At 68.6% G+C, this 22152-nt stretch carries 21 protein-coding genes and 3 riboswitches; of the genes, 12 read left to right on the top strand and 9 right to left on the bottom strand.

Annotated features, from left to right (window positions below):
- Nucleotides 1-7: 7 nt before the first annotated feature.
- From HCC61_RS29315 to HCC61_RS29305, 3 genes are all read right to left on the bottom strand, one after another.
- Nucleotides 8-709, bottom strand: coding sequence for a hydrogenase (locus HCC61_RS29315; RefSeq protein WP_169140780.1), 702 nt, complete (start codon nt 707-709; stop codon nt 8-10).
- Nucleotides 709-1671 carry an NADH-quinone oxidoreductase subunit H gene (locus HCC61_RS29310; RefSeq protein WP_169140778.1) on the bottom strand — a complete coding sequence of 321 codons (963 nt, stop codon included), beginning with the start codon at nt 1669-1671 and terminating at the stop codon, nt 709-711. The genes HCC61_RS29315 and HCC61_RS29310 overlap by 1 nt, the downstream gene beginning before the upstream one ends.
- A 134-nt stretch (nt 1672-1805) precedes the next feature.
- A riboswitch (Fluoride riboswitch) is annotated at nt 1806-1870 on the bottom strand.
- A gap of 88 nt (nt 1871-1958) precedes the next feature.
- A complete protein-coding gene (locus tag HCC61_RS29305; RefSeq protein WP_169140776.1) occupies nt 1959-2309 on the bottom strand; it encodes a CrcB family protein in 351 nt (116 codons plus the stop codon).
- Nucleotides 2310-2641: 332 nt separating this feature from the next.
- Nucleotides 2642-2705: riboswitch (Fluoride riboswitch) on the top strand.
- A gap of 42 nt (nt 2706-2747) precedes the next feature.
- Here HCC61_RS29305 and HCC61_RS29300 point away from each other — a divergent pair.
- The 4 genes from HCC61_RS29300 (at nt 2748) to eno (ending at nt 5512) form a co-directional block, all read left to right on the top strand.
- The gene (locus tag HCC61_RS29300; RefSeq protein WP_206323168.1) at nt 2748-3191 is read left to right on the top strand and encodes an NUDIX domain-containing protein; all 444 of its coding nucleotides are present in this window, start codon (nt 2748-2750) and stop codon (nt 3189-3191) included.
- A gap of 46 nt (nt 3192-3237) precedes the next feature.
- Nucleotides 3238-3301: riboswitch (Fluoride riboswitch) on the top strand.
- Nucleotides 3302-3565: 264 nt separating this feature from the next.
- Nucleotides 3566-4066 carry an inorganic diphosphatase gene (locus HCC61_RS29295; RefSeq protein WP_169140772.1) on the top strand — a complete coding sequence of 167 codons (501 nt, stop codon included), beginning with the start codon at nt 3566-3568 and terminating at the stop codon, nt 4064-4066.
- Nucleotides 4063-4233 carry a hypothetical protein gene (locus HCC61_RS29290; protein ID WP_169140770.1) on the top strand — a complete coding sequence of 57 codons (171 nt, stop codon included), beginning with the start codon at nt 4063-4065 and terminating at the stop codon, nt 4231-4233. Before HCC61_RS29295 ends, HCC61_RS29290 begins: the two co-directional genes overlap by 4 nt.
- A 10-nt stretch (nt 4234-4243) precedes the next feature.
- The gene (eno, locus tag HCC61_RS29285; RefSeq protein ID WP_169140768.1) at nt 4244-5512 is read left to right on the top strand and encodes a phosphopyruvate hydratase; all 1269 of its coding nucleotides are present in this window, start codon (nt 4244-4246) and stop codon (nt 5510-5512) included.
- A gap of 315 nt (nt 5513-5827) precedes the next feature.
- Here the strand turns inward: eno and HCC61_RS29280 are convergent, their stop codons facing one another.
- The 3 genes from HCC61_RS29280 to HCC61_RS29270 all read right to left on the bottom strand — a co-directional run bounded on the left by HCC61_RS29280 (nt 5828) and on the right by HCC61_RS29270 (nt 9829).
- Nucleotides 5828-6169: an Lsr2 family protein gene (locus HCC61_RS29280; RefSeq protein ID WP_169140766.1), complete on the bottom strand. Its 342-nt coding sequence runs from the start codon at nt 6167-6169 to the stop codon at nt 5828-5830.
- 812 nt (nt 6170-6981) lie between these two features.
- Nucleotides 6982-7782, bottom strand: coding sequence for a class I SAM-dependent methyltransferase (locus HCC61_RS29275; protein ID WP_240969406.1), 801 nt, complete (start codon nt 7780-7782; stop codon nt 6982-6984).
- A gap of 583 nt (nt 7783-8365) precedes the next feature.
- The gene (locus HCC61_RS29270) at nt 8366-9829 is read right to left on the bottom strand and encodes an FAD-dependent monooxygenase (RefSeq protein ID WP_169140762.1); all 1464 of its coding nucleotides are present in this window, start codon (nt 9827-9829) and stop codon (nt 8366-8368) included.
- Nucleotides 9830-9886: 57 nt separating this feature from the next.
- On the opposite strand from HCC61_RS29270, the gene HCC61_RS29265 reads away from it, so the two are divergent.
- On the top strand, nt 9887-10498 hold the full coding sequence (locus tag HCC61_RS29265; RefSeq protein WP_169140753.1) for a TetR/AcrR family transcriptional regulator C-terminal domain-containing protein: 612 nt from the start codon (nt 9887-9889) through the stop codon (nt 10496-10498).
- A gap of 42 nt (nt 10499-10540) precedes the next feature.
- On the opposite strand, the gene HCC61_RS29260 is transcribed toward HCC61_RS29265, so the two are convergent.
- Entirely contained in the window at nt 10541-11263 is a 723-nt protein-coding gene (locus tag HCC61_RS29260; RefSeq protein WP_169140751.1) for a cyclase family protein, read from the bottom strand.
- A 14-nt stretch (nt 11264-11277) separates the two neighbouring features.
- Nucleotides 11278-12693, bottom strand: coding sequence for an MFS transporter (locus tag HCC61_RS29255; RefSeq protein ID WP_169140749.1), 1416 nt, complete (start codon nt 12691-12693; stop codon nt 11278-11280).
- 43 nt (nt 12694-12736) lie between these two features.
- Between HCC61_RS29255 and HCC61_RS29250 the strand changes: the two genes are divergently transcribed.
- From HCC61_RS29250 to HCC61_RS29225, 7 genes are all read left to right on the top strand, one after another.
- Nucleotides 12737-13768: a helix-turn-helix domain-containing protein gene (locus HCC61_RS29250; RefSeq protein ID WP_169140747.1), complete on the top strand. Its 1032-nt coding sequence runs from the start codon at nt 12737-12739 to the stop codon at nt 13766-13768.
- Nucleotides 13769-14017: 249 nt separating this feature from the next.
- Nucleotides 14018-14206, top strand: coding sequence for a helix-turn-helix domain-containing protein (locus HCC61_RS31080; RefSeq protein WP_346777440.1), 189 nt, complete (start codon nt 14018-14020; stop codon nt 14204-14206).
- A gap of 26 nt (nt 14207-14232) precedes the next feature.
- Nucleotides 14233-14631 (top strand): DNA-binding protein, encoded by a 399-nt coding sequence (locus HCC61_RS29245; RefSeq protein ID WP_240969402.1) that lies wholly within the window; start codon nt 14233-14235, stop codon nt 14629-14631.
- A 24-nt stretch (nt 14632-14655) separates the two neighbouring features.
- Nucleotides 14656-15600, top strand: coding sequence for a hypothetical protein (locus tag HCC61_RS29240; protein WP_169140745.1), 945 nt, complete (start codon nt 14656-14658; stop codon nt 15598-15600).
- Between the two features lie 121 nt (nt 15601-15721).
- On the top strand, nt 15722-17947 hold the full coding sequence (locus tag HCC61_RS29235) for a DnaB-like helicase C-terminal domain-containing protein (RefSeq protein WP_169140743.1): 2226 nt from the start codon (nt 15722-15724) through the stop codon (nt 17945-17947).
- Nucleotides 17944-18525 carry a hypothetical protein gene (locus HCC61_RS29230; protein ID WP_169140742.1) on the top strand — a complete coding sequence of 194 codons (582 nt, stop codon included), beginning with the start codon at nt 17944-17946 and terminating at the stop codon, nt 18523-18525. The genes HCC61_RS29235 and HCC61_RS29230 overlap by 4 nt, the downstream gene beginning before the upstream one ends.
- A gap of 803 nt (nt 18526-19328) precedes the next feature.
- Nucleotides 19329-20027, top strand: a complete 699-nt coding sequence (locus HCC61_RS29225; RefSeq protein WP_169140740.1) for a hypothetical protein — start codon at nt 19329-19331, stop codon at nt 20025-20027.
- Between the two features lie 270 nt (nt 20028-20297).
- Here the strand turns inward: HCC61_RS29225 and HCC61_RS29220 are convergent, their stop codons facing one another.
- Nucleotides 20298-20786, bottom strand: a complete 489-nt coding sequence (locus tag HCC61_RS29220) for a hypothetical protein (protein ID WP_169140738.1) — start codon at nt 20784-20786, stop codon at nt 20298-20300.
- Nucleotides 20787-22152: the final 1366 nt, after the last annotated feature.

Raw genomic sequence — 22152 nt, 5'->3', positions numbered from 1 at the left:
CGCCGGCTCACCCCCGCAGCGCCGTCAGGGACTCGGTGGACAGCGTGGCGGTGCGGTGGTGGTGAACACGCATCAGCACACCGAAGACGACCACCGCGACCAGCAGGTCGAAGAGGAAGGCCACTTCGATGATCAGCGGCATCCCGGCGGCCACCACCAGCGAGGCCAGCGACACCCCGTTCTCCAGCGAGAAGAACCCCACGGCCTGAGAGACCACGTCCCGGCGCACGATCATCAGGACGAACGCCACCAGCACGATCGCCACCGACAGACCGAGCGCCGCATGCGGAAGGAAGCGGCTGCGCACGTCCAGCGACCCGACCGCGAAGAACCCGAACCCGGCCAGGGCCAGAGCCACCAGCGTCGCGGTGGCCACCCCCAGCGCACCGGAACCGGCGATCTCCACCTGCGCGTCCCGCAACAGCCGGGTGACCACCCACGGCACCGCGACGACCTTGAACAACAGCGACACCACGGCCAGCGCATACAACTCGGGGATGTCCCGCCCGGCTGCCACGATCCCGGCCAGCGCCGAAACCAGCAGCGACTGCACCGCGTACAGGCGCACTTGGGAGCGCGACAGGGCCGCTCGCAGCATCGCGAACTCGGTCAGCAGGAGCAGCACGGCGACCGTATTGGTCGCGCCCTCGAAGGCACTCGGCGCGACACCGCCCTCGGCGAATACGACAGCCACGGAGCCGGCGGCCATCAGCCACCTCCCAGGTAGAGGGTGAAGACCGCCAGCACGGCCAGCAGGAACGCCGCCGCCACAAACTCCGTGATCTTGAACAGGCGCAGCTTGGCGAAGCTGTCGTCGATGACGGCGACCACGCAGCCGAGCACCACGGCCTTGCCCAGCAGCGCCAGGATCGCGAGCCCGACGGCGAGCGCCCCGGTGTCCGAGGCCAGGCCCCACGGAGCGACGAAGATGTTCATCAGCAGTACGTAGAGGATCAGTTGCTTCATCGCCGAGCCCCACTTCAGCAGCGCGAAGTAGGGACCCGAGTGCTCGAAGGCCCGCGCCTCCTCGACCATCCCGAACTCGTTCGTGCCGGTGTGCGTCTCGACGGGGATGCGCCCCGTCTCGTAGAGGATCACCAGGAAGAGCGCGGCACTGGCCAGCAAGTGTGCGGGCCGGATGATCTGGTCCGCGGAGGAGCGCACGGTCGCGGCCTGTGCGTAGGGCAGATCCGTCGCGGTCACGAGCGCGACGGTGAACACGACGAACAGCACCACGGGTTCGGTGATGGCGCCGAAGGTCTTCGCGCGGCTCGCACCCAGCTGTGCGTACGGGCCGCCGCTCTCGGCGGCGGCCACGGCGACGCAGAAGCTCGCCAGGGCCAGCACGAGGCCGCCGCCGATGATGTCGCCCATGTACCCCAGAGGCAGGCCGAAGCTGGTCAGCACCGGGATCAACAGCGGCACCGTCAGATAGCAGGTCATCGCCGCCACCGGCGCGGCCAGGAAGAACCAGCTCGCGCCTGCCGGGGCGAGGGACTCCTTCCGCATCAGCTTGGCCAGGTCGTAGTACGGCTGAAGCACCCTCGGCCCGCGGCGGCCCTGCAATCGCGCTTCGACCCGTGCGATCACCCCGGACAGCCCCGGAGCGGCGACGAGAACGGTCAGCGGCTGGAGAGCCTGCACGAGGGGCACCGGCAAGGCGGCGCTCACGACGGCGCCCGCCCCGCCGTGGCACGGGGCGGATGCGGATCTCGGGAATCGGCGGGCTCGCTGCCCTCGGGGGCTTCGCGTCGCGTCGTCATCGCCTTCTCCTCCACCGGGCAGGCACCACGACGTGGTGCAGTCAGTCGGTAGAGGCCATCAGCGGAAGCGTCCGCGGTTGAAGGCGAGCCCCATCGCCTGCGCCTATCGTGAGCGCCCGTGTGCCGTACGTCAACGGGGCGTGCGGCAGGGGTCGCCCGAAGAGCGAAGCGCCGTCCCGTGGTTGTGCGGCCGCCTCACGCCATGATCACGACGACTCCGGCGGCGGCCGCCGCTGTTCCCGTCAACCAGCCGGCCAGGGCCCGCAGACCCGCTTGGCCGTGGAGACCGTGCTGGAGCAGGCGGAGGGTCTCGTACCCGAAGACGCTGAACGCCGTTACCGCTCCCGCCAGCAGCATCGTGCCGCTGCTCAGCCCGAGTCTGATCGTCTCGCCCACCAGCAGCCCGAGCAGGAAGCACCCTGCGAAGTTGACCGCGAACGCGCTCCAGTGGGACGTGTTCTCACCCCGGATCCGGACGGACTTCTCGATCATGTAGCGCACGACTGCGCCGGCGAGCCCGCCGAGGCACACCAGTAGCAGAGGCATCAAGGAAATCCCTTCGAGAAAGCGGCAGGACGCACTGCCGCATCCGGCGATGCGGACCACAGGGTGAGAACAGGAGACGGCCGTGCGCCGGGACGCTGACAGCGAGTCGCAGCGGTCCCGCACGGTCCGTGAATCGGGGCATGGCTCTCCTACCTGTACGGGCCCGCCGCTGGGCGGGCATCAGGTAGGGACCGTTGGCGACAGCAGCCGTCGCGGTTTCGGCGAGCCCCTCCGCCGTCGTGCGCCACGCACGCTATCCCCTCGCGGCAGCCCAGGGAATACCGCGGGTGACCGCCGGGCACTTCCGGACTTCTCGCGCCGGCGCGAGAATGGACCTGTACGGCGATGAGGCTCGCCGCAACCGCGGACGGTTCCGCTGATGGCTTCTGGATTTTTGCGCACGCCCAGGGCGGGTGTGCCGGACCAGCGGAGGTTGTCATGGCGCGGCCCACATTTCCCGCGGCGGTGGAGACCCGCTGTTCCGTCGCCGTCTTCCGAGGTCAGTCCGTACTGCTCGTACGTGGCAGCGAACAGGGCTCCACCGTGTGGAAGCTTCCCGGCGGTCATGTCCGGGACGACGAGGACCTGGCCGCCTGCGCCTGGCGGGAACTGCGCGAGGAGACCGGCCTGGAACCGAACGCCCTGCACCACGGTTTCCTCGTGGACCTGCACGAGACGGCGACCGACCGCTTCCTGACGGAGATCGTCATGTACGCGGTCGGCCCCGTCCACGGACGCCCGCAGGCCCTCGAAAGGGGCCACGAGCCGCAGTTCGTGCCGCTCTCAGCGCTGCCGGCCCTCTCACTCGTGCCACCGATAGCCGGGCACCTGCGCGATCTGCACCGCTTGCACGAGCAGGCCTTCACCGGCGACCGCCCGTGACGGGCTGCCGAATCCCCGCCGAGGGGGCACACTGAAGGTGCACACCCAGCGTGCAGGTGATGGGGCTCACCGCAACCGCGGCTCACGCCGCTGACGGTCCCTGGTTGACGACACGACCAGGAGGAGCCATGTCCGAGTCCGCCCCATCAGACCCCTCCGCACCCGCTGCCGTCGTCCCGCCCCTCAGGCTGCGACGTACCGCGAAGATTCCGTCCTACCGGCGGTCCGCGCCGGTGGTCCGCGCCCTGGGAACAGGCGTCGCCGGCACCCCGAGCCCTCGGCCCGGCCTTCACCGGCCGGTCGGACCCGCGCGCCGAAGCGGGGCGGCGGCTTGCTCTCGGCACACACCGCACCCATCCGACCGGGAGGTCACCGTGGAGTTCGACGTGATCGTGGAGATCCCTCAGGGATCGCGCAACAAGTACGAGATGGATCACGAGTTGGGGAGGATCCGCCTCGACCGGATGCTGTTCACCGCGACCCGCTATCCGGCCGACTACGGGTACATCGAGGGCACTCTCGGCCGGGACGGCGACCCTCTGGACGCTCTGGTCCTGGGCGGGGACCCGACGTATCCCGGCTGTGCCATCACCGCCAGAGCGATCGGCATGTTCGTCATGACCGACGAGAAGGGCCCCGACGAGAAGGTGCTGTGCGTGCCGGCCGCCGACCCGCGCTACGCCGAGATGCGGGACATCGGCGACATACCGAGGTTCGACCTGCTGGAGATCAACCACTTCTTCGAGGTCTACAAGGACGTCGAGCCGGGCAAGTCCGTCGAGGGCTCCCACTGGGCGGACCTCGAGCACACCCACGCCGAGATCGACGCCTCCCGCAGGCGCGCCGCCGCGCAGTCCACGAGCTCTCCCACATGATCGGCAGCACGGCGCGGACCGCCGATACCGGAGCCGGTACGGGCACCGTGGTCTCCGTACGGCCCGGTCCGGACGCGACGAACACGCAACGCCGCTGCACCTGTTGGGCCGATGCGCCCGCCACGCATGCCCGCGCCACCGACCCGACCGTCCACTCCGAGACGTAAGGACCGAGGAATGCCGCTACGCATCGCCCGCCTGGACGCCACGGAAGTCCTCGACTCCCGTGCCCGCCCGACCCTTTCGGTCACCCTCGCCACCGCGAACGGTGCGCTGGTCCGCGCAGGCGTCCCCTCCGGAGCATCCACCGGCTCCCGCGAAGCCGTCGAACTGCGTGACGGGGATCAGCGGCGCTTCGGAGGCCAGGGAGTCCGCCAGGCCGTCGATCACGTCAACGAAGCGATCGCCCAGGCCTTGATCGGCCGCACCTTCGCCTCCGCCGCCGAAGTGGACGCGGCACTGATCGACCTGGACGGCACCGCAAACAAGTCCGCCCTCGGCGCCAACGCGATCGTCGGCGTCTCCCTCGCCGCCGCACGCGCGGACGCCGCGGAGAGCGGGCAGGAGCTGTGGCAGTACCTCGCCGCGCGCTCCCGGACCGTTCCGCGGCTGCCGGTGCCGCACTTCAACGTCGTCAACGGCGGGGCCCACGCTGTGAACGCCCTGGATTTCCAGGAGTTCATGCTCGCGCCCCTAGGGGCGCCGGGCATCGCGGAGGCGGTTCGTGCCGGCGCGGAAGTCTACGCACGGCTCAAGGCCCGCCTCGCGGAGGCCGGTCACGCCACCGCTCTGGGCGACGAGGGCGGATTCGCGCCGGCTCTCCAACAGCCCGAGGACGTACTGGAGTTGCTGGTGGACGCGATCACCGATGCTGGGTACCGGCCGGGGCGGGACGGCGTGGCCGTGGCCCTGGACCCGGCCGCGAGCGAATTCCACGACTCGGGTCGTTACCGTGTCGCCGGGCAGGAGCTGAGCAGCGGTCAACTCATCGACCGTTACGAGGAGATCATCGGCCGCTTCCCGGTGTGGAGCATTGAGGACGGTCTCGCCGAGGACGACTGGGACGGATGGGCCCGCCTGACCGAACGCCTCGGCGGACGCGTCCAGTTGATGGGCGATGACATCTTCGTCACCAACCCCGGCGTCATCACCGAAGCCATCGGCCGGAAGGTCGGCAACTCCGCGCTCATCAAGGTGAATCAGATCGGCACCGTCACCGAGACCCTGGAGGCCATGCGCATCTGCCGGGAGGCCGGTTACACACAGATGATCTCCCACCGCTCCGGCGAGAGTGAGGACTCCTTCATCGCCGACCTCGCCGTCGGCACCGGCTGCGGCCAGCTCAAATCAGGTGCTCCGGCCCGCGGCGAACGCGTCGCCAAGTACAACCGGCTCCTCGAAGTCGCCGCCGTCCACACCGACTTGCCCTACGGCCTCCCTCACTGACCGGCCGACACAACCCGCGCCCGGGCCCACGCCGCCTCGCACCCCGGGTCTCGCCGGTCTCGCGTTCCGGCACGGTCAGCTGGGGTGGTCGCTGGCCACAGCCGGGGCCGGTGCCGGTGGGGGAGAGGGTCGTGGCGTTGCAGGTGGTGGCTTCGGTGCTGTTCGTGGTGGCGAAGCCCCGCTGAAACGTCCCGGCCAGCGCGCTGTCTCACGGCCGACGGAGAACACGCTCCAAACAGATACAAGCCCCCATCCCTCTGGTCCATCCCACGGGCGTCATCCAGGCAGGGGGCCCTGCAACTCTCAGGTCGTGCGTCAGTGAGCCTTCTCGTACGCCTCACGAACAGTCGCGGGAACCCGCCCCCGGTCGTTGACCTCATACCCCTGCTCCTTGGCCCACTCCCGGATTTTCGCTGTCTCGTTACCGTCACCGGCTGAGGAAGCCTGCCTGGAGCCCCGGCCCACCTTCCGGCTGCGCTTGATGCGCCGACCGTTCTTCATGTAAGGCGCCAGAGCATTCATGAACTCATCGTGGTTCTTGTCGTTGAGGTCGATCTCAAAGTCCGTACCGGCAACGGAGAACTGCACATTCGTCACGTCTTCCGACTCCTCACCCGTAAGATCATCGATGAGGAGAGTAACGACTCGCTGCGCCATGACATTTCCTTCCCAGGTACACACCTGCCAGAAGGAAACATGATGATCGGCCCAACCCCATCACGTCAATTCCGCTAACCGAAACTCAGCTCCGCATGACGCCGCCGGGCACACACAAACGACTTCAGGAGCACCCCCTAAGGCGTCTTCCTCATTCCACACGGCTCAGGCCGACGGCTCTTCTATGCACAGCAGACACGATGCGGGGTGGCATGAAGAGGCCTTACCTGACGGTGGGGGAGCGCTGCGAAGGGACCGCCCGGCAACCGGATCTGCCTCGGCACGAAGCATGAAGCTCCACACTGACGCACCGACGAGAGAAGAGCAGCCCCCATACACCGCCACACACACATAACTGTTCTCAAATAGGTACCGGTCTCGCGGTGGCTCCCCACACAGGACGACACCGGTCAGAGGGAGCACTACATGAGCACTCGCCGTCTCGGTCCCCTTCTCGCCTCCTGTTCTCGCCTCCTGCCTCACGGTGCTCACCGCCTGCTCCACTGCCGGCAAGGCATCACACGGCCCACCACCTCAAAAACCGCCGGCGAACGCCCTGCCCACGTCCGCCGGCACCCATTCTTTGAGCGCGGCCGTGAAGCAGCTGCCAGCCAAGAAGGAATCCCGGAACGGCTACGAGCGGAAGAAGTTCAAGTTGTGGGTCGACGCCGACCACGACGGATGCGACACGAGGATTATCTCTATGCTGCTCGGCGTCATCGAGTGGTTCTCGCAGCGTAGGACCGGGTTGGTGGCCTGTGCTTGGTGAGAGGGACGTGAGTCACAGATATCAACCAACCTGGGACGAGACGTCACACTGTGGCCACAGCGAGAGCAGTGGAGCGGGGAAGACGCAGGGCTGGGTGCGCATTCAAATAACGCGCATGTAGCGTCTCGGCTCCCAGCATGGTCACGGTCCGAAAACCCACATCGTGCAGGAGAGTCTCGACTTCGGATGTGGTGTAGTCGGCGACGATGGGTTCCTGGTCCGCGGCGACTGCCGCCGAGGCGGAGGCGCTGACGGCCCGTCCAAGGTCGTCGAGCTCTGCGGTGGCAGCGACGAAGTCAACGATCAGCGTGGTCCCTTCCTGCCTGGATGCGATTGAGCGAAGAGTCAGTTCGTTGGCCGCACGCGAGAGATACATCGTCACCCCTAGCCAGTTCCACGTCGCGCGAACTGGCAGACCGATGTCATCGAGTGCCGTGGAGGCTAGATCTGCGGACAGGAAGCGCACGTTAGGCGCCTCGGCAATTCCAGCGTTGAGAAGGGCTGATCGCTTCCATGCCTGGGTGTCAGGATGATCGACTTCCCAGATGCAGAAATCGCTGGCACGCGGATGGCGCCAGGCGAAGGTGTCCAGCCCGGCGCCGAGCAGGACGTAATCACGTCTGCCATCGGACAGGCCCGCCACCGCTGTGTCCTCTGCAAGCCGGGCGCGCACGGCGTGGCCGAGACGCAGAGACTGGCGAACCTCCGGAAGCCACCCGGAAATTGTTGCCTCGAGACGCGCTCGCTCCATCTCCGGCACGAGTCGCCCTGCAATCGAGTCCTCCAGGACGCGGGGCGCCGGGTCTTGCTGAGCGTGCGATGCCCTGAGCAGGGCACTCCCCATGGCTGAGCGGCTCGCGAGTCCAGACTGCATAACGTCTCCTTTGCATCGGGGTAATTCGGTCAAGACGCGGCTGGGCACCTCGAAAGTGCGGGGCATAGCAGCACGTGCGCACACGTCGCTGAGTCAAACAGGATCGTGTCGATGCAGAAAGGCGCAGACTGAGTTCACCGAGCCCAGCCCGCCTCGTAAGAGCGATGCTGTGGGTGACTCGGAACGCCTCATCGACCAGGAGCGGCCAGGTTATCCAGCTCGCGTCCTACTGGATAGGCGGCCTTGTGCTGGGTCACCCCTGGCCAGGCTGCTCCTGGAGGTGATGGCACGGCCATTGTGGAGGGTGGCGGGTTCGCGGGCGCTAGCGGGAAGCCCTGCTCTGAAGCCCAGTTCTACTTCGAGGAGAGTGACAGTGCCTCGTCGCCAAGGCTCCTTCGCACGCCCGTAGGGCCTGTTCCAGGTTCCGTCGTGCGCCCGAAGGGCGGGCCCCGCGGCGTCCGGTGCGGTGAGGTGCTGTGCGGGGTGTGGTGGGCAGATGGGAAATCTGGACCAGGCCTTTGGTCGGTGGGCAGTCGCTGGGATCGGCGGCCGGTCAGACGGTGACGAATGTGCCGAGGGCTGCGGGCAGGGCGGCGGTGTCCTGGCCTGTGCCGGCCCAGGCGACGTGTCCGTCGGGGCGGATCAGGGTGGCGCGGACCTCGCGCCAGGCGGCGGGGGGCTCATGGAGTGTTCCGGCGTGGACGGCCAGGCCGGGGCGCGCGAGGCCGCCGAGCGCGTTGTCGGCGGTGAGGTCGAGCAGCAGGTACGCGTCGGGCCGCAGCAGGGCGAAGAGTCCGGTGTCGGTGCCGGTGAGGGTCAGGTCGGGTGCGCGGGTGCCGGCAAGGGGGTGGGCGGCTGGGTCGGCCGGATAGCGCACGGCGAGCGCGGTGAGCCGTTCGGCCAGGGCGCGGGCGAACCCGGGCTGCTGGGCGATCAACTCGCTGAGCAGGGAGCGCAGGGCTAGGCCCTCGGGCGTGAAGGCGGTCATCAGCGCGGTCTGGGCACGGCTGTGCTCCATCAACTGGGCACCTACCGGGTGGCGTTCGGCGTGGTAGGTGTCCAGCAGGCCGTCCGGTGCCCGGCCGTTCAGGGTCGCGGCCAGCTTCCAGCCGAGGTTGTGCGCGTCCTGGATGCCGATGTTCATCCCCACTCCTCCGGTGGGGAAGTGCTGGTGGGCCGCGTCGCCGGCCAGCAGGACGCGTCCGCGCCGGTACGTGGCGGCGAGCCGGGTGGCGTTGCCGAAGCGGGAGAGCCAGGACGGGTCGTGCATGCCGAAGTCGTCACCGGCGATGGTGGCGGTCCGGTGCCGTAGCTCCTTCAGTGTGAGGTCGCCGGGCCACCGGGTGGTGAGGCCGTCGGGGCTGAGGCCGACCAGGCGGAACCGTCCGCCGGGCAACGGCGCGACCATCAGTCCGCCGTGCGGACCCGAGACGCTGAAGCCGGGCCGCGGGGGACGGTCGAGGGTGACGTCGCCGAGCCAGCCGAGGATGGTGGAGGGCGTGCCGGGGAAGTCGATGCCGGCGGCGGTGCGCACGGTGCTGTGGGTGCCGTCGCAGCCGACGAGGTGGTCCGCCTGCGTCTCGTACTCTCCGTGCGGCCCGGTCACCCGCACTGTCACCGAGCCCGCATGTTCGGTGAACCCGGTGACGCGGTGTCCGCGTCGGATCGTGGCGCCCAGCCCGGTCGCACGCTCTTCCAGCAGTTCCTCGGTGCGGGCCTGGGGCAGCGCGAGGGTGTACGGGAAGGGGGTGTCCAGGTCCCGGAAGTCGAGCCGTTCGTCGAGCGAGGCGAAGTGGCCGGTGGGGATGCGCAGGCCCTCCGCGAGGAAGGGCGGGTGCGCGCCGCGTGCGGCCAAGACCTCGATGGTGCGCGGGTGAATGGTGAGCGCTTTGGAGCGTTCGTCGATCTCCGTGCGCTGCTCGACGACGGTGACACGTACCTCGCCCAGTCGCAGTTCGGCGGCGAGCCAGAGCCCGACCGGGCCGCCTCCGGCGATGACGACGTGACGCTGTTCCATGGAACCGAACCTCCTTGGTCGCTGACCAATGCTTCGGGTTGGCAGTAAACTAGGTCAATGACCAATAAGCAAACGGCTGAGCGGCTTGAGCCCGGCACCGTGGTCCGTGCCGGGCTGGAGCTGTTGGACGACAAGGGCCTGGATGCGCTCTCCATCCGGGCGGTCGCACACCGGCTCGGTGTGCGGATGAACACCGTGCTGTGGCACGTGAAGACCAAGGCCCGGATGCTGGAGCTGATGGCGGACGCGGTGGTCGGGGAGATCCCGCTCGACGCATTGCCGGACGCGCCGGACGAGCGCGTCCGTGAACTGGCCCGCCGCTACCGCCGTGCCCTGCTCGCCCATCGCGACGGCGCGGCGCTGGTCGTCGGCACCTACGTCGCCGAACCGCACACCCTGCGGTTGGCCGAGACGTTCGTCGCTGCGTTCCTCGACAGCGGCCGGTCCGAGCGCGAGGCGGCCTGGACCGTCTGGACGGTCCTCTACTTCACCCTCGGCCTCACCCAGGAGGAACAGGCGGCGCAGCGCCAGTCCCTGGGTGACCGGCTGGCGGAGTCGCTCTCTCCCACGGCCCACCCGGGCCTGCACCGCACTCTCGGCTACCTTGCGGGGGGCTCCTTCGACGAGCGCTTCGAGTTCGGCCTGGCCGCCATCCTGGGCCGGGGCTGAACCGGGGCTGAACCGGGGCGACGGCGGCTCAGCGCAGGATTCTCAGGACCACCTCGGCCACGTCGCGAAGGCTCGTACGGGAAGAGTGCCGAGGCCGCTGACCTTGACCGGGACTGCCGTGAACTTGGCACCCCGGACCGGCAGTTGGTCAAGCGACGTCAGGTGCTTGACGACCGGGATACCCGCGCCCAGGAGTGCGTGGTGGGCCGGCCGTGCGCGGGTGTGGGTACCGTCGATGTCGAGTGAGTCGATTCCCACCACGCAGGGCCCGGCATCCGCGAGGAGCTGCGCGGCCTCGGCCGACAGGTAGGGGTGGCGGCCGTTCCCGTAGGTGTCCGTCCCCCAGTGCCGCGACCAGCCCGTCCGGATGAGTACGGCTCGTCCTGCCAGCTTGTCGGCCTTGAGGAAATGGTCCGCGGGAATCTCCTGTTCGTCCGTCTCGACGACGGTGGCGGGTACGTTCGCCACTCGCCGCAGGTCGAGGCGGGTGAGGTCGTAGCCGTCGGGGAACGGATGGAAGGGCGTGTCCAGATACGTTCCCGTCTGGCCCACCAGGCGCAGCTGCCCCGTGTGGAACTGGTAGCCGTCGTCGTACAGTTCGCGGGACTGCTCGTGGGTGAGGTACGGGGTGAGCTCGGGCTGGGGGAGCCCGGGGTAGGCGGTCGAGCCTGGGGTGATCTCGTGGCTGAGATCAACGAACGCGGCGCCCGCTGTGCCCGAGGTGAACGCCCCGGTCACGCGCGGCGAGAGTGATGTGTTCGCCATCGGTGTTCCTCTCCTCATGTCGGATCCTCGGTGTGTGAGGTCTGGAAGCGGGTTCGGCCCGGGGGCGCCGCAGATGCCGTTGCGTCCGCGCCGTGTCCAGGCCGGCACCCCTCTGCCTCCAAGCCGCTGCCTGCGGCCGCCGGATGCCTCACCAGCGTCACCATCAGGGCCGCCGTCGCGCAGATTCCCCCGGCGGCCATCCACACCGGGGTGTAGGAGCCGAAGGCGTCGCGCGCCATGCCGCCGCCCACGGCCATGAGGCCGGCGCCCAGCTGGTGGGAGGCGGTGATCCAGCCGAAGACGATGGGACTGTTCTCCAGCCCGTACCGCTCCCGGCACAGTGCGATCGTCGGGGGCACGGTGGCGACATCGATCAGGCCGTAGACGACGACGAAGGCGAGCATCGGCAGCTCGACGTCGGGCGTCATCACCAGCGGCAGGAGGATCAGCGTCAAGCCGCGCAGTGAGTAGTAGCCGGCGAGAAGCCACCGGGGGTCGAGGCGGTCGGTGAGCCAGCCGGAGGCGATGGTGCCGACGAAGGAGAAGATCCCGATCGCGGCCAGCAGCGAGGACGCGACGGTCACCGGCATGCCGTGGTCGTGTGCGGCGGGGGTGAAATGGACGAACTGGATGCCGTTGGTCGTCGCACCGCAGATCACGAACGTGCCGGCGAGCAGCCAGAACGGCCGAGTCCTGGCGGCGGCGGCCAGCACCCGCACCGCGCGCCGGGCGGCACCCGGCACGGGGGCGGGTTTCGGGATGAACTCCGCCGCCCCGTACGGCTTCAGGCCCGCATCCGCGGGGTGGTCGCGAAGCATCAGGCAGACCAGCGGCACCATGACGAGCGCGGCCAGGGCCAGCGTCACGACACCCGGGCGCCACGCGAAGTGCTCGACGATCCAGGCGAGCCCCGGCAGGAAGATCAGCTGTCCGAGGTGGGCCGCTCCGCCGAGCAGCCCGGTGACCAGGCCGCGCCGCTGAAGGAACCACCGGTTGGCGACGGTGGCGGCGAACGTGGTCGCCATGGAGCCGCTGCCCAGGCCGATCAGCAGGCCCCAGTACAGGGCCATCTGCCAGGGCTGGGTCATGACCGTGGTCAGGGCCGCGCCCGCGCCGATCAAGCCCAGCGCGCCCACGACGACGCGGCGGATGCCGAAGCGGTCCATCAGCGCCGCGGAGAACGGCGCGGTCAGTCCGAAGAACAGCAGGTTGACGGAGGCGGCGAACCCGATCGTGCCGCGTGACCAGTGGAACTCCCCGTGCAGCGGCTCGGTCAGCACTCCCGGCATCGCGATCGAGGCGTTGGCGGCGGTGATCACCAGGAGGGCGACGGCGAGGACCCACCACGCCTGATGTACACGGGGGCTGCGCGTGGCGGTGTCCTCGTGGCTCCCGGGGGCGTCCGGCACAGCCTTCGGAGTCTTGACCATGCATGCATCGTGCGAGTTCCGTCCTCCCCGAACCAGTGGCCAGATGGCCAAGCTGTGCAAGACTTTGGCCATGGGTGTTTTCGGGAACTCCGGTCGGCACCGGGTCGCCGTACTCGTCCGCCAAGGGCAGCTGCCGATCGAGCTGGGCATCGTGCATCAGGCCTTCGGCGACGCCGAGTCTTCGGAGGGCAAGCGACTCTACGAGGTCGTGACCTGCACTTTCACCCCTGGCGAGGTGCGGACGAACACGGACTTCAGCATGATCGTCTGCCATGGCCCCGAAGCCCTCGCGGAGGCGGAGACCGTGATCGTCACGGCATCGGACGAGGACTACGACCGCCGGACGTCCGACCTGGACGGGCCGCTGGCCGAGGCCTTCGACCGCATCCCGGCGGGCGCCCGGATCGCCTCGATCTGTACGGGGGCATTCGTGCTGGCCGCCGCCGGCCTGCTCGACGGCCGCCGGGCGACCACGCACTGGAGGCGTGCGGGCCAGTTCCGGGAGCTCTTCCCGGACGTCGATCTGGACCCCGATGTCCTCTACACCGAGGACGAGGGCGTCTTCACCTCGGCCGGATGCGCCGCGGGGATGGACCTGTGCCTGCACATGATCCGTAACGATCACGGGGCGGCGGTCGCCAACGACATCGCACGGCGCTCGGTGGTCCCGCCCCACCGGGAGGGCGGGCAGGCCCAGTTCATTCAGCGCCCGGTGCCGGAGGCGGGCACGTCCTCCACCGGCGCGGCCCGCAGATGGGCGCTGGAGCATCTCGGCCGCCCTCTCACCCTGGGGGAGCTGGCCGATCAGGCATCGATGAGCGTGCGCACGTTCAACCGGCGCTTCCGCGAAGAGCTCGGGCTCACGCCGATGCAGTGGCTGACAAGGCAGCGCGTCGAGCGTGCCCGGCAGCTCCTGGAGGAGACAGAGCTTCCTGTCGACCGGATCGCCTCCGACGCGGGCTTTGGAACCGCAGCCTCACTGCGCCAGCATCTGCACGCCACTCTCGGCGTCTCTCCCCGTGCCTACCGCAACACCTTCCGCGGCGCCTCCGACTGGCTTACCGCCGAAGCCTGAGAAGACCACGCGGAACTCGCCGAGTTGGTGCTGCCTGCGCCCGGCTGCCCAAGGTGACGAGAGAACATCCTCAGGTGCACCCTGTCGCTCTGGCCGTGATCGGGGGAGCAGCCCTGCGCCTCCTCTCTGTGTGTGGGTCTTTGCCCGCCACCGCGCGGATCGGTCACGCGGCTTGCCGCAGTCGGTGCAACACCGTAGGCGGCATGCCAACTCAGATATCAGAGTTCGCATGTAGAAGGGATTGAGGCGGTGCTGCTGACGACGGGACAGGCCGCGGAGGAACTGGGCTGCGCGATCACCACCTTCCGGCGGTTCATCCACGCCGGTCTGCTCCCCGGGCTGTCGCAGCGCGGCGTACGGACCATGATCCCGCTGGACGTGGTCCAAGCGCTGTCCAAGCGCTGCGGGACCACGGCGAGGCACCGCTGCAGGAGCTGACCGCGCGTGAAGTGGCGGTGCTGCGCGTGGATGTGGCCACCCGGGTCGGGGAAACCGACCGCCAGTGGATCGGCTACTCCACCGACCTGACCCCCCAGGAGTTGCTCAAGGCGCTGCGAGGCTGGTGGCGTTGCGATCCCACCAGCGTCGCCGCCGGGGAAGTGCTGCCGGTGACGCTGTCCGGTTACGTGGTCGCCGTCCTGACCGGACTGGACCGCTGGGAGAAGAACGGCGGCCGCCACGCCTTCCCCGACGCGCTGTTGACCGGCTACGTCACCGATCTGGCCCGCCCCGCCATGGAGTTGACCGCACCCACCGCCGGCGGTCGCCGGCTGGCCCAGCTGCTCCTGGGCGCGCGATTGCCCTCCGAATCCGGCGGAGCCATCGCCTACCGCACCATCCCCACGACCACCGCAACCGACTGACACCGCCCCCGCAAGGACCCTTCGATGGACGCCAAGGCCTACACCGCCCAACTCGCCGAACTGCGCACCGTACGGGACGAAATCAAAAAGACACAGGCCCACCTGACGAAGCTGCAGAACCGCCGCGACAAACACATCACCGCCCTGGCCGCCTACGACAAGGCCAAAGCCGACCGGATCGCGCCCGCCGCCGGCCTCAGCGTCACCGACGTGGTCGCCCTCGCCCCTGCCCTGGCACCCGAGAACCTCACTCCCACCTCGCACCAACCCCCCGCTGCGCAACCGGAGATCACACAGGAAGAAGAGTCCCGCCACACGGCTGCGCCGTCCCTCGCCGGCACCCCGGCGCCGCCCCTCACGGTGACCGCACCGTCGAGGGCTGCGGACGAAGAAACCCCGGGAGGGCAGTCTCCGGCCGCTGCCCTTCCTCAGGCCGGACAGGAAGCAGGGGAGGCGGAGTTGCTCCCTGATGCGGCTGCTGGTCCGGCTTCACCGATTCCCGCGCAGCCGCCATCCGTAGAGGACAACTCGTCCGGCATGCTGGAGGAGGCCCAAGCCTCGCCTGCCGCCACCCCCAACTCCTCGCCCGAAGAGGCCGAAAGCCTCTCCAGGACCCTGCCCGGCATCCCTGACGGACCCGAGGGCGACGCGTGGATCACCCACACCCCGAACCTGGTCTCCACCCGCCCGAACTTCACCCAACAGGCCCGCACCATGGCCTTCTTGGACACCGACACCGGCATCCTCGTCCACCGCGACCACACCATCCGCCTGCAGCTGCCCACCGCCTCGGCCGCCGAAATCCTCCAGGCCGTCACCCACGTCACCCACGCCACCCACGTCACCCACGTCATTCCCGAGGGCATCGAGCGCCTCTACATCACCGCCGGCCACCCCTGCCCCCTCTCTCCCAGCTCACGAGGACAGCTACAAATCAAGGCTTCCCTCCCATCACGACGCCTGGCATGAAGGCAAGTCATCCCACAAGAGAAACCCCTAGTCCAACGCGCACATGCCGCACTTCTCGATAGGTTCTCTGTACCAGGCTTACATGTGCAAGTGTGAGGCAGAGTTGTGAGGAGGGCGTCGCATGGCCGCGCATCGTGAGGCCGGTCTGTATGGGACGGAGGCCGCTCGTAAGGCTCTCTTCCAGCTGCTCGATGCAGGCGCTCCGGTCGTCATCACGCGGGAGTCCGGTGACATGCTCGTGCGGGCCGTGCTGACTCCGTTGGATGCGCTCACTGAGGAGCAGCGTGCGGTGCTGGAGTCCTGGCCTTCCCACGGGCTCACCCAGGCTCGGCAGACACTGGGCAGCTTGGTGGCGCAGGCGGCCGGCGGTGCTCCGCAGCGGCTGCGTAAGCGCACCCGGGATGTTGCGGTGCTGCTCCCCGTCGACGTCGACGTGATCCCCATGGCCCCGGTCCCGACACCTGGTCCGTCGGTTGGTATCTCGTGCCCGTCGGCGCAGGTCCCGCGCCCGGCCCGCCGTCCACGGACGTTGACCGGGCCTGCGGCTGCTCTCGATTCGCTCGCGAGCACCGCCGCCCGGGCTCCGCTGTCGTACGGGCTGCCGGCGCTGGATGAGACCACGGGTGGTCTCCTGCCCGGCCGCCTCGCCCTCGTCGCCGCGGCCCCTGGTGTCGGCGGCTCCCTGCTGGCGGCGTCCGCGGCCCGTCACGCGGCTGTCATGCACGGCCGTACCGTCCTGTATGCCGCCTCCGGGCCGAGCGCCACGGATGTCTCGTGCCGCATCGCCGCCGCTCACGCGGGCGCCAACTACCAGCTACTGCGCGCCGGGTCGCTCGATGCGCCCCCCGAGGTGCACGCAGCCCTTGATGAAGCCCGCCAGGCACCGCTCTGGGTCGACGATGGCGAGGACCTGGACACCACCGCGATCGCAGGCACCATCGCGGACGTTGAGGGCCTGGCCCTGCTGGTGGTGGACCGCCTCCAGGCGGCCGCCGACCCGGCTGTGCCGCTGTCCGGCAATGCTCTGCCCGCGGTGACGCGCGACCTGGTGCGACTCGCCCGCGAACATCAGCTGCCGGTGCTGGCGGCCGTCGATACCGACGACCCCACCGTCCTCGGACGACTGTCCGCGGATGTCGTGCTGCGCTTGGAGCGCGACGGCGACACGGCTCAACTTGCCGTTGCCGAAAGCGACTTCGGCACTGCCACCAGCGGTCCCACGATCCGGCTGTGGCCCGACTTCCTGCGCGCCCGCTTCCTCGACGCCCCCCTCCCACAGGCCGCCCCCGCACAAGCCTCTGCGCCGGAGTCCCCGCCGGAGCCCAGCTCGTTGGCGACAGCGCCCGATCCTGCCACAGCGGCTCCCAAGTCCCCTCCTACTTCGGCGCGTTCGGGATCCGTCGACAGCGACGTGATCGAGCAGATCCACAGAACGGTCTTCAACGTTCTGCAGGATGCCCACGGGGACGCGATCGCCGCCACCAACGCTCTGATCAAGCGGGCCGTGCCCGACGTGATGGGCTGGTTCGACCACACCCGCAAGGGCAGCCGCTACGAACACAGCTCCTTCCCACCGGTCAATGATCTGCTGAAGAAGACGGGCCAGAAGTCCGGCGCGGATGCCGTCTGGGAAGGCCGGCTGAGCTGGAAGAACATGCCGCTGCGCACCGACGCCACCCCGCGTGAGGTCACGGCGCTCGACGCGAACGCCGCCTACCTGGCGGCCTTCAAGACGCACCTGCCAATCGGGCAGCTCACCCACGACGCCGGCGGCAGGCACGACCCCAAGAAGGCCGGCATCCACCTGGTCACCCCGCCCGCATGGAACCACGAGGATCTCCCCTCTCCGCTCGGGGACCGCCGCACCGCCGGCGACGTGTGGATCACCGAACCCACCCTGCGCCTCCTCCAGCGCTGCGCCCGGGACGGCCTGTGCGACGCTCCGCTCATCCATGAGTCCTGGACCTCCGGCGCGACGGAGAACGTGCTGGAGAAGCTGCGCCGCACGCTCGCCCAGGTGCGCCGGGAGGCGATCGAGGCCGGGGACGAGGTGACGACGGAGTACCTGAAGGCCGCGTACTCCAAGTTCATCTCGACCATGGGGGAGTCCACCTACAACCGGGAGATCCGCCGCCCGGACTGGATGCACATCCTGCGCTCGCAGGCGTTCGCGAATCTCTGGCTCAAGGCCCGCAAGGCGCACCAGGCCGGTCTCACGGTCGTTGAGGTGACCGGTACGGACGAGCTGCACGTGGTGGGCGACTGGCGCCAACTGTGGACCGAAGGACGCGACTTGACCGAAATGAAGCCCAAGCACACCTACACCCTCGGAGGCGGTGACCAGTGAGCGCCCGCGACGAATGGGGCTGGTACGCCAAGCACGGCGCCCGCGGCATCCCGGGCTCCCGCGCCCTCTCCGCGGAACTGGAACGCATCGTGCGGGAGACCGGCATCAAGTCCCCCATCACCACCCCGCGTGGCCTGGGCGCCCGACTGCACTACCTCGACACCGACGCCGGCCGCCAGGCCCTGCGTAACGCCGGCGTCCGACCCGGGACACTGCGCCGCTGGCAGCGGGGCAAGGCCAAGCCCAGCAAGGGCTCCCGGGAAAAGATCGAGCGCGCCTACCGCGAGATCCGCACCCACAACATGGTCCGCTCCGGCGCGCTGACCAAGCGCCTCCAGCACGAGGGGCGCGGCACCCGCGTGGAGATCTACCCCGTCAACCAGTCCCAAGTGCCCGCCCAGCATCAGCGCGATGTGCCGCAGCGCTCGATCCGGATCCGGGACTGGGCCACCATCACCCACGCGTGGGCCGCTGGCGACGACGTGCAGCTCGATCAGGCGTGGGGCGACATCATCGCGGACATCGCATCCGACTACGTGGCCTACGCCTACGTCTCCGGAATCGGTATCGGAGCCTGATGCCCCGCCCCCTCGCCCAGGGCCCCGCCGTTGACGAACGACACAGCCCCACGCGCGGGTGGCCTCAGCGGGTGAACCAGCCCGCCGTGTTGCCGGCGCCCCGAACAGGGCCACCCCGCCCCGGAATCAGGCCCGGAGCCGCTCCACGGTGCGCGCGTCGTCACTGAGATCGACACCTTGGTGGGCAGCTCGTACAGCACGTGCGCTTCCACTCATGTGATGTGCAGTCAACTGCCGTTGCCGAAACCGCTGTTCAGATCGTTGGGCAGACATGTACACGACGTGTTCTTTGTTCTCAGCGGATGGTCAGTAAGGAGAGCACACCTCCATGTCCGGGCAGGTACCCGGGGCCGGGCGCATCCACAGGGGGGTGAGATCGGCTGACTTCACAAGGGGTTCGGGTGCGCTCCGTTCACCTCTTTGAGAAGCCAGGAATCCGATCGACCGCAAGACCCCGCCTCCTGGACGAGGGGATCGGAAGCGTCCGCCGCTCTCGATGTAGCCCGCTTCCCGGCGCGAAGCGCCGGCGCATTCTCCATGGGGGAATTGATCGAAGGTCAACGACACGAGAGCACCCCGGAGGGTTGATGCACCATCACGACCCGGGCAGCGCCCCCGGAGGAGGACGCCGCAACCCCGTTGAGTGTGAGGGCGCCTGTGGGACGGGGCCGGGATGAAGCCCCCAGGTCCCGAGGGCCGATCCGGGCTGTGTCGGGGCGCTGCGCCGCGGCCTCGGCTCGCTGCCAAAAATTTCGCGACCGGAAAACTTGCGTGCCACGAAAAAAGTTGCCATGCTGCTCCCCATGACCACCCAGGACGGCGCCCACACGGGTCTGCGGGAACGCGGCAGGTCGCCCAGCTGCACAATCAGCCGCCGCCGGAGCCGCCTGTCCAAAGAGACCGGCGCGAGAGTGTCAAAATCAAAATCGACAAAACAACTAAACGGGGGGATTCGCATGATTCGTCGTGTCTCGCTGGCAGCCGCCGTGGCGGTCAGTGTCTCGCTTTTCACTGTTCCGGCTTACGCGGCTGGAGCCGAGGCGTCACCCACCCACGCGCCGCAGGAAGTGGTGCCGAACGCCATGGTCTTGACTGACGGTCACATGCCGGTGGCGCCGAGGGATCAGCACATTCCGGTGCGCCCTGCCGCCACCGCGACTGCCGTGAAGGGTGCACTCGCTCCTCCTGCTCACGCCGTCTCTTCGGCGTCGGCCTGCACAGCGACCATCAATAGCGCCGATTCCTTCAACGCGGCAGCCATCTCGGCTGATGGAACACCGCCGGACATGAAGAAGGCCGCCTCGTACAACGTCTACACCCAGGCGAAGATCAAGGACGCCCTCGTCGCGTGCGCCAACGGGGCCACCAAGACCTACCTGAACGGCGCGAGGGGCTACGCGGTTGACGCGGAGCGGGACAACAAGGCGGGGCAACTCGAGGCAGCCCGGTATGACCAGACCGAGGTGACGTACGAGCTTCGCAAGGCCCTCTCCTCCGCCTGACCCAGGCGTTGGCCTTCTGTCAGGGGCCCGAACCGGAAGCACTGGCGAGGTTTCGGCGAGACCTATGGACCGTCCACTCGACGGGGCGGTCCATAGGCTCCTCTACTGCTCGTCCGCGCCACGCTGGGAGCATTCGCCGAGCGCTTCCCAGCGCCGTGGGAGACCAGACTGCGACCGCCGAAGCCCCGTCGTCCCCCAACACCTGCTGCTCAACGGCAGACCGGCCCACGACACGCCCACGGCATCGAGCACGACGCGCCCGTGCGGCCGCTACTTGACTGGGTCGGGCGCCCACTCGCCTCGTGAGCCAGAGCGCCGATCGATACCACGTCCGGTGAACAGTCGCCTCACCTTCCAGGGCCCTGCTGTCAGGAAGAGGAGCCCGAAACCCACAAGCGCGATGTATAGGGCACCGTCCCCGAGTACCGCCGTGCCGTCACCCATGACGGCGCTGCTCGTGGTCGCGTGCACCGGAACGGTCTTTCCCTCATCCGCGCCCTCGGCTCGCTCGATCTGGCCGGTGCCACGCGCGCCATCGGCCAGTTTCCAGGTGCCTGAGCAGCGGTAGGAACTTTTGCTGTTCGAGGGCGGAATGCAGTCTTGCACCTGCGCCGTGGTCCTCTCCCCGGAGAGGTAGGTTCCGGCGACCTGGTCCACGTTGTAGAGCCCGCAGCCGGCGAGGAGCACCCCGAACATCAGATTGCCCGCGATCAGCGCCCACTTGGTCACCGCCGACCTGCGCTGCCGTGTCTGCTGCATTCCCCTCAATCCTGGTCTGTGTAAATACCCGCGCGCTTATCAGAAGGCAGACGATAACCGCCAGTTGTGTTCTCCCCCGCTCTCATCATCGCCGCCCGCCTGTGCTCGCCCCGCGATCTGCGCGCTGCGCCTGACAGTTCGTCCGTCGACGCCGTACCCCCGCACCCGTGTCACCAGGCGGTCAGTTTCAGCCGCATCAGTCCGAGCCGTGCCGGCTTCTCGTAGCTCGCCGTCCGGTGCGGAGCACCGGTCCTCCTTCCCGCCCGTCAAGAGAGATTGACAGTCTATCCGTACCCTCGTGATCAACCCAGAGGGTCGAGGCACCGTCAAGAACCGGGCGGAGCCCGATTCTTGACGACAGCACACAAAAGTGTTGCCAGCGGCCTTCTCCCGGAGGCGCGTGGAGATCTACCTCGTCGACCAGTCCCACGTGCCCGCTCCACGTCGGCGCGACGTCCCGCAGCGCTCCATCCGCATCCGGGAGTGGGCCACCATCACCCACGCCTGGGCCGCCGGCGACGACGCCCAACTCGACCAGGCGTGGGGCGACATCATCGCCGACGCCTCCAGTTACATCGCCTCCGGCTATGTCACGTACGGGCTACGTTTCCGGGATCGGCATCGAAGCCTGACAGGACCCACAAGGCGTGGGGGCCCTCCTGCCGGCAGCAGCAGGGCCCCCACGCGTGGGTGGCCTCAGCGGGTGAACCAGCCCGCCGCGGTAGCGATCCCGAACAGCGTCACCCCCACTCGGAACCAGTTCCGGAACCAGGCCCGAAACCGATCCACGGTGCGCACGTCGATGCTGAGATCGACACCCCGGGTGCGCAGCTCGTACCTGTGCCGCGGCTCAGGTGACTCAAGGTCAACTGCCATTGCAAAACTCCTGTTCAGAGTCGTTGGATCAATGCGGACGTGTTCTAACCGGGTCTTCGGTGAGGCGCGCAACCCCCAATTTCCGGCGGGGAGGCTCGGGGGGCGGCATGCCAAGGGGGGCGAGATCTCCTGCTCCCAAGAGAGTGGGTGTTTGGTGGGTTTCCTCCACCATCCCTTTGAGGGGCCAGATGTCCGGTTGACAGCAAGTGTGTCCCGATCCCCCAAAGGACCGAGAGCCGGATCGTGGCAGGAGTATTGGTGATCATGTTGTGGGGTCCGTTCCGGCCCCCTGTCTTTTTCGTAGCCCGCTTCCGGCGCGGAGCGCCGGTGTCCTTTCCCTCTTCTCCCAAGGGAGAGTTGACGACCCGTCCGGCACCACAAGATCAACCCGGAGGGTTGATGCACCGTCACGACCCGGGCAGCGCCCCCGGAGGAGGACGCCGCAACCCCGTTGAGTGTGAGGGCGCCTGTGGGACGGGGCCGGGATGAA

It is taken from the genome of Streptomyces sp. HNM0575 (assembly GCF_012726265.1).
Lineage (GTDB): Bacteria > Actinomycetota > Actinomycetes > Streptomycetales > Streptomycetaceae > Streptomyces.
Note: the sequence above shows the minus strand (reverse complement) of the source record. Positions and strands in the feature narration are given on the sequence as shown.

What these genes read in the sequence shown, in the direction of transcription:
- HCC61_RS29315 (WP_169140780.1), bottom strand. Translation starts at nt 709, where the DNA reads ATGGCCGCCGGCTCCGTGGCTGTCGTATTCGCCGAGGGCGGTGTCGCG.
- HCC61_RS29305 (WP_169140776.1), bottom strand. Translation starts at nt 2,309, where the DNA reads ATGCCTCTGCTACTGGTGTGCCTCGGCGGGCTCGCCGGCGCAGTCGTG.
- HCC61_RS29300 (WP_206323168.1), top strand. Translation starts at nt 2,748, where the DNA reads ATGGCGCGGCCCACATTTCCCGCGGCGGTGGAGACCCGCTGTTCCGTC.
- HCC61_RS29290 (WP_169140770.1), top strand. Translation starts at nt 4,063, where the DNA reads ATGATCGGCAGCACGGCGCGGACCGCCGATACCGGAGCCGGTACGGGC.
- eno (WP_169140768.1), top strand. Translation starts at nt 4,244, where the DNA reads ATGCCGCTACGCATCGCCCGCCTGGACGCCACGGAAGTCCTCGACTCC.
- HCC61_RS29280 (WP_169140766.1), bottom strand. Translation starts at nt 6,169, where the DNA reads ATGGCGCAGCGAGTCGTTACTCTCCTCATCGATGATCTTACGGGTGAG.
- HCC61_RS29275 (WP_240969406.1), bottom strand. Translation starts at nt 7,782, where the DNA reads ATGGGGAGTGCCCTGCTCAGGGCATCGCACGCTCAGCAAGACCCGGCG.
- HCC61_RS29270 (WP_169140762.1), bottom strand. Translation starts at nt 9,829, where the DNA reads ATGGAACAGCGTCACGTCGTCATCGCCGGAGGCGGCCCGGTCGGGCTC.
- HCC61_RS29265 (WP_169140753.1), top strand. Translation starts at nt 9,887, where the DNA reads ATGACCAATAAGCAAACGGCTGAGCGGCTTGAGCCCGGCACCGTGGTC.
- HCC61_RS29260 (WP_169140751.1), bottom strand. Translation starts at nt 11,263, where the DNA reads ATGGCGAACACATCACTCTCGCCGCGCGTGACCGGGGCGTTCACCTCG.
- HCC61_RS29255 (WP_169140749.1), bottom strand. Translation starts at nt 12,693, where the DNA reads ATGGTCAAGACTCCGAAGGCTGTGCCGGACGCCCCCGGGAGCCACGAG.
- HCC61_RS29250 (WP_169140747.1), top strand. Translation starts at nt 12,737, where the DNA reads ATGGCCAAGCTGTGCAAGACTTTGGCCATGGGTGTTTTCGGGAACTCC.
- HCC61_RS29240 (WP_169140745.1), top strand. Translation starts at nt 14,656, where the DNA reads ATGGACGCCAAGGCCTACACCGCCCAACTCGCCGAACTGCGCACCGTA.
- HCC61_RS29235 (WP_169140743.1), top strand. Translation starts at nt 15,722, where the DNA reads ATGGCCGCGCATCGTGAGGCCGGTCTGTATGGGACGGAGGCCGCTCGT.
- HCC61_RS29225 (WP_169140740.1), top strand. Translation starts at nt 19,329, where the DNA reads ATGACCACCCAGGACGGCGCCCACACGGGTCTGCGGGAACGCGGCAGG.
- HCC61_RS29220 (WP_169140738.1), bottom strand. Translation starts at nt 20,786, where the DNA reads ATGCAGCAGACACGGCAGCGCAGGTCGGCGGTGACCAAGTGGGCGCTG.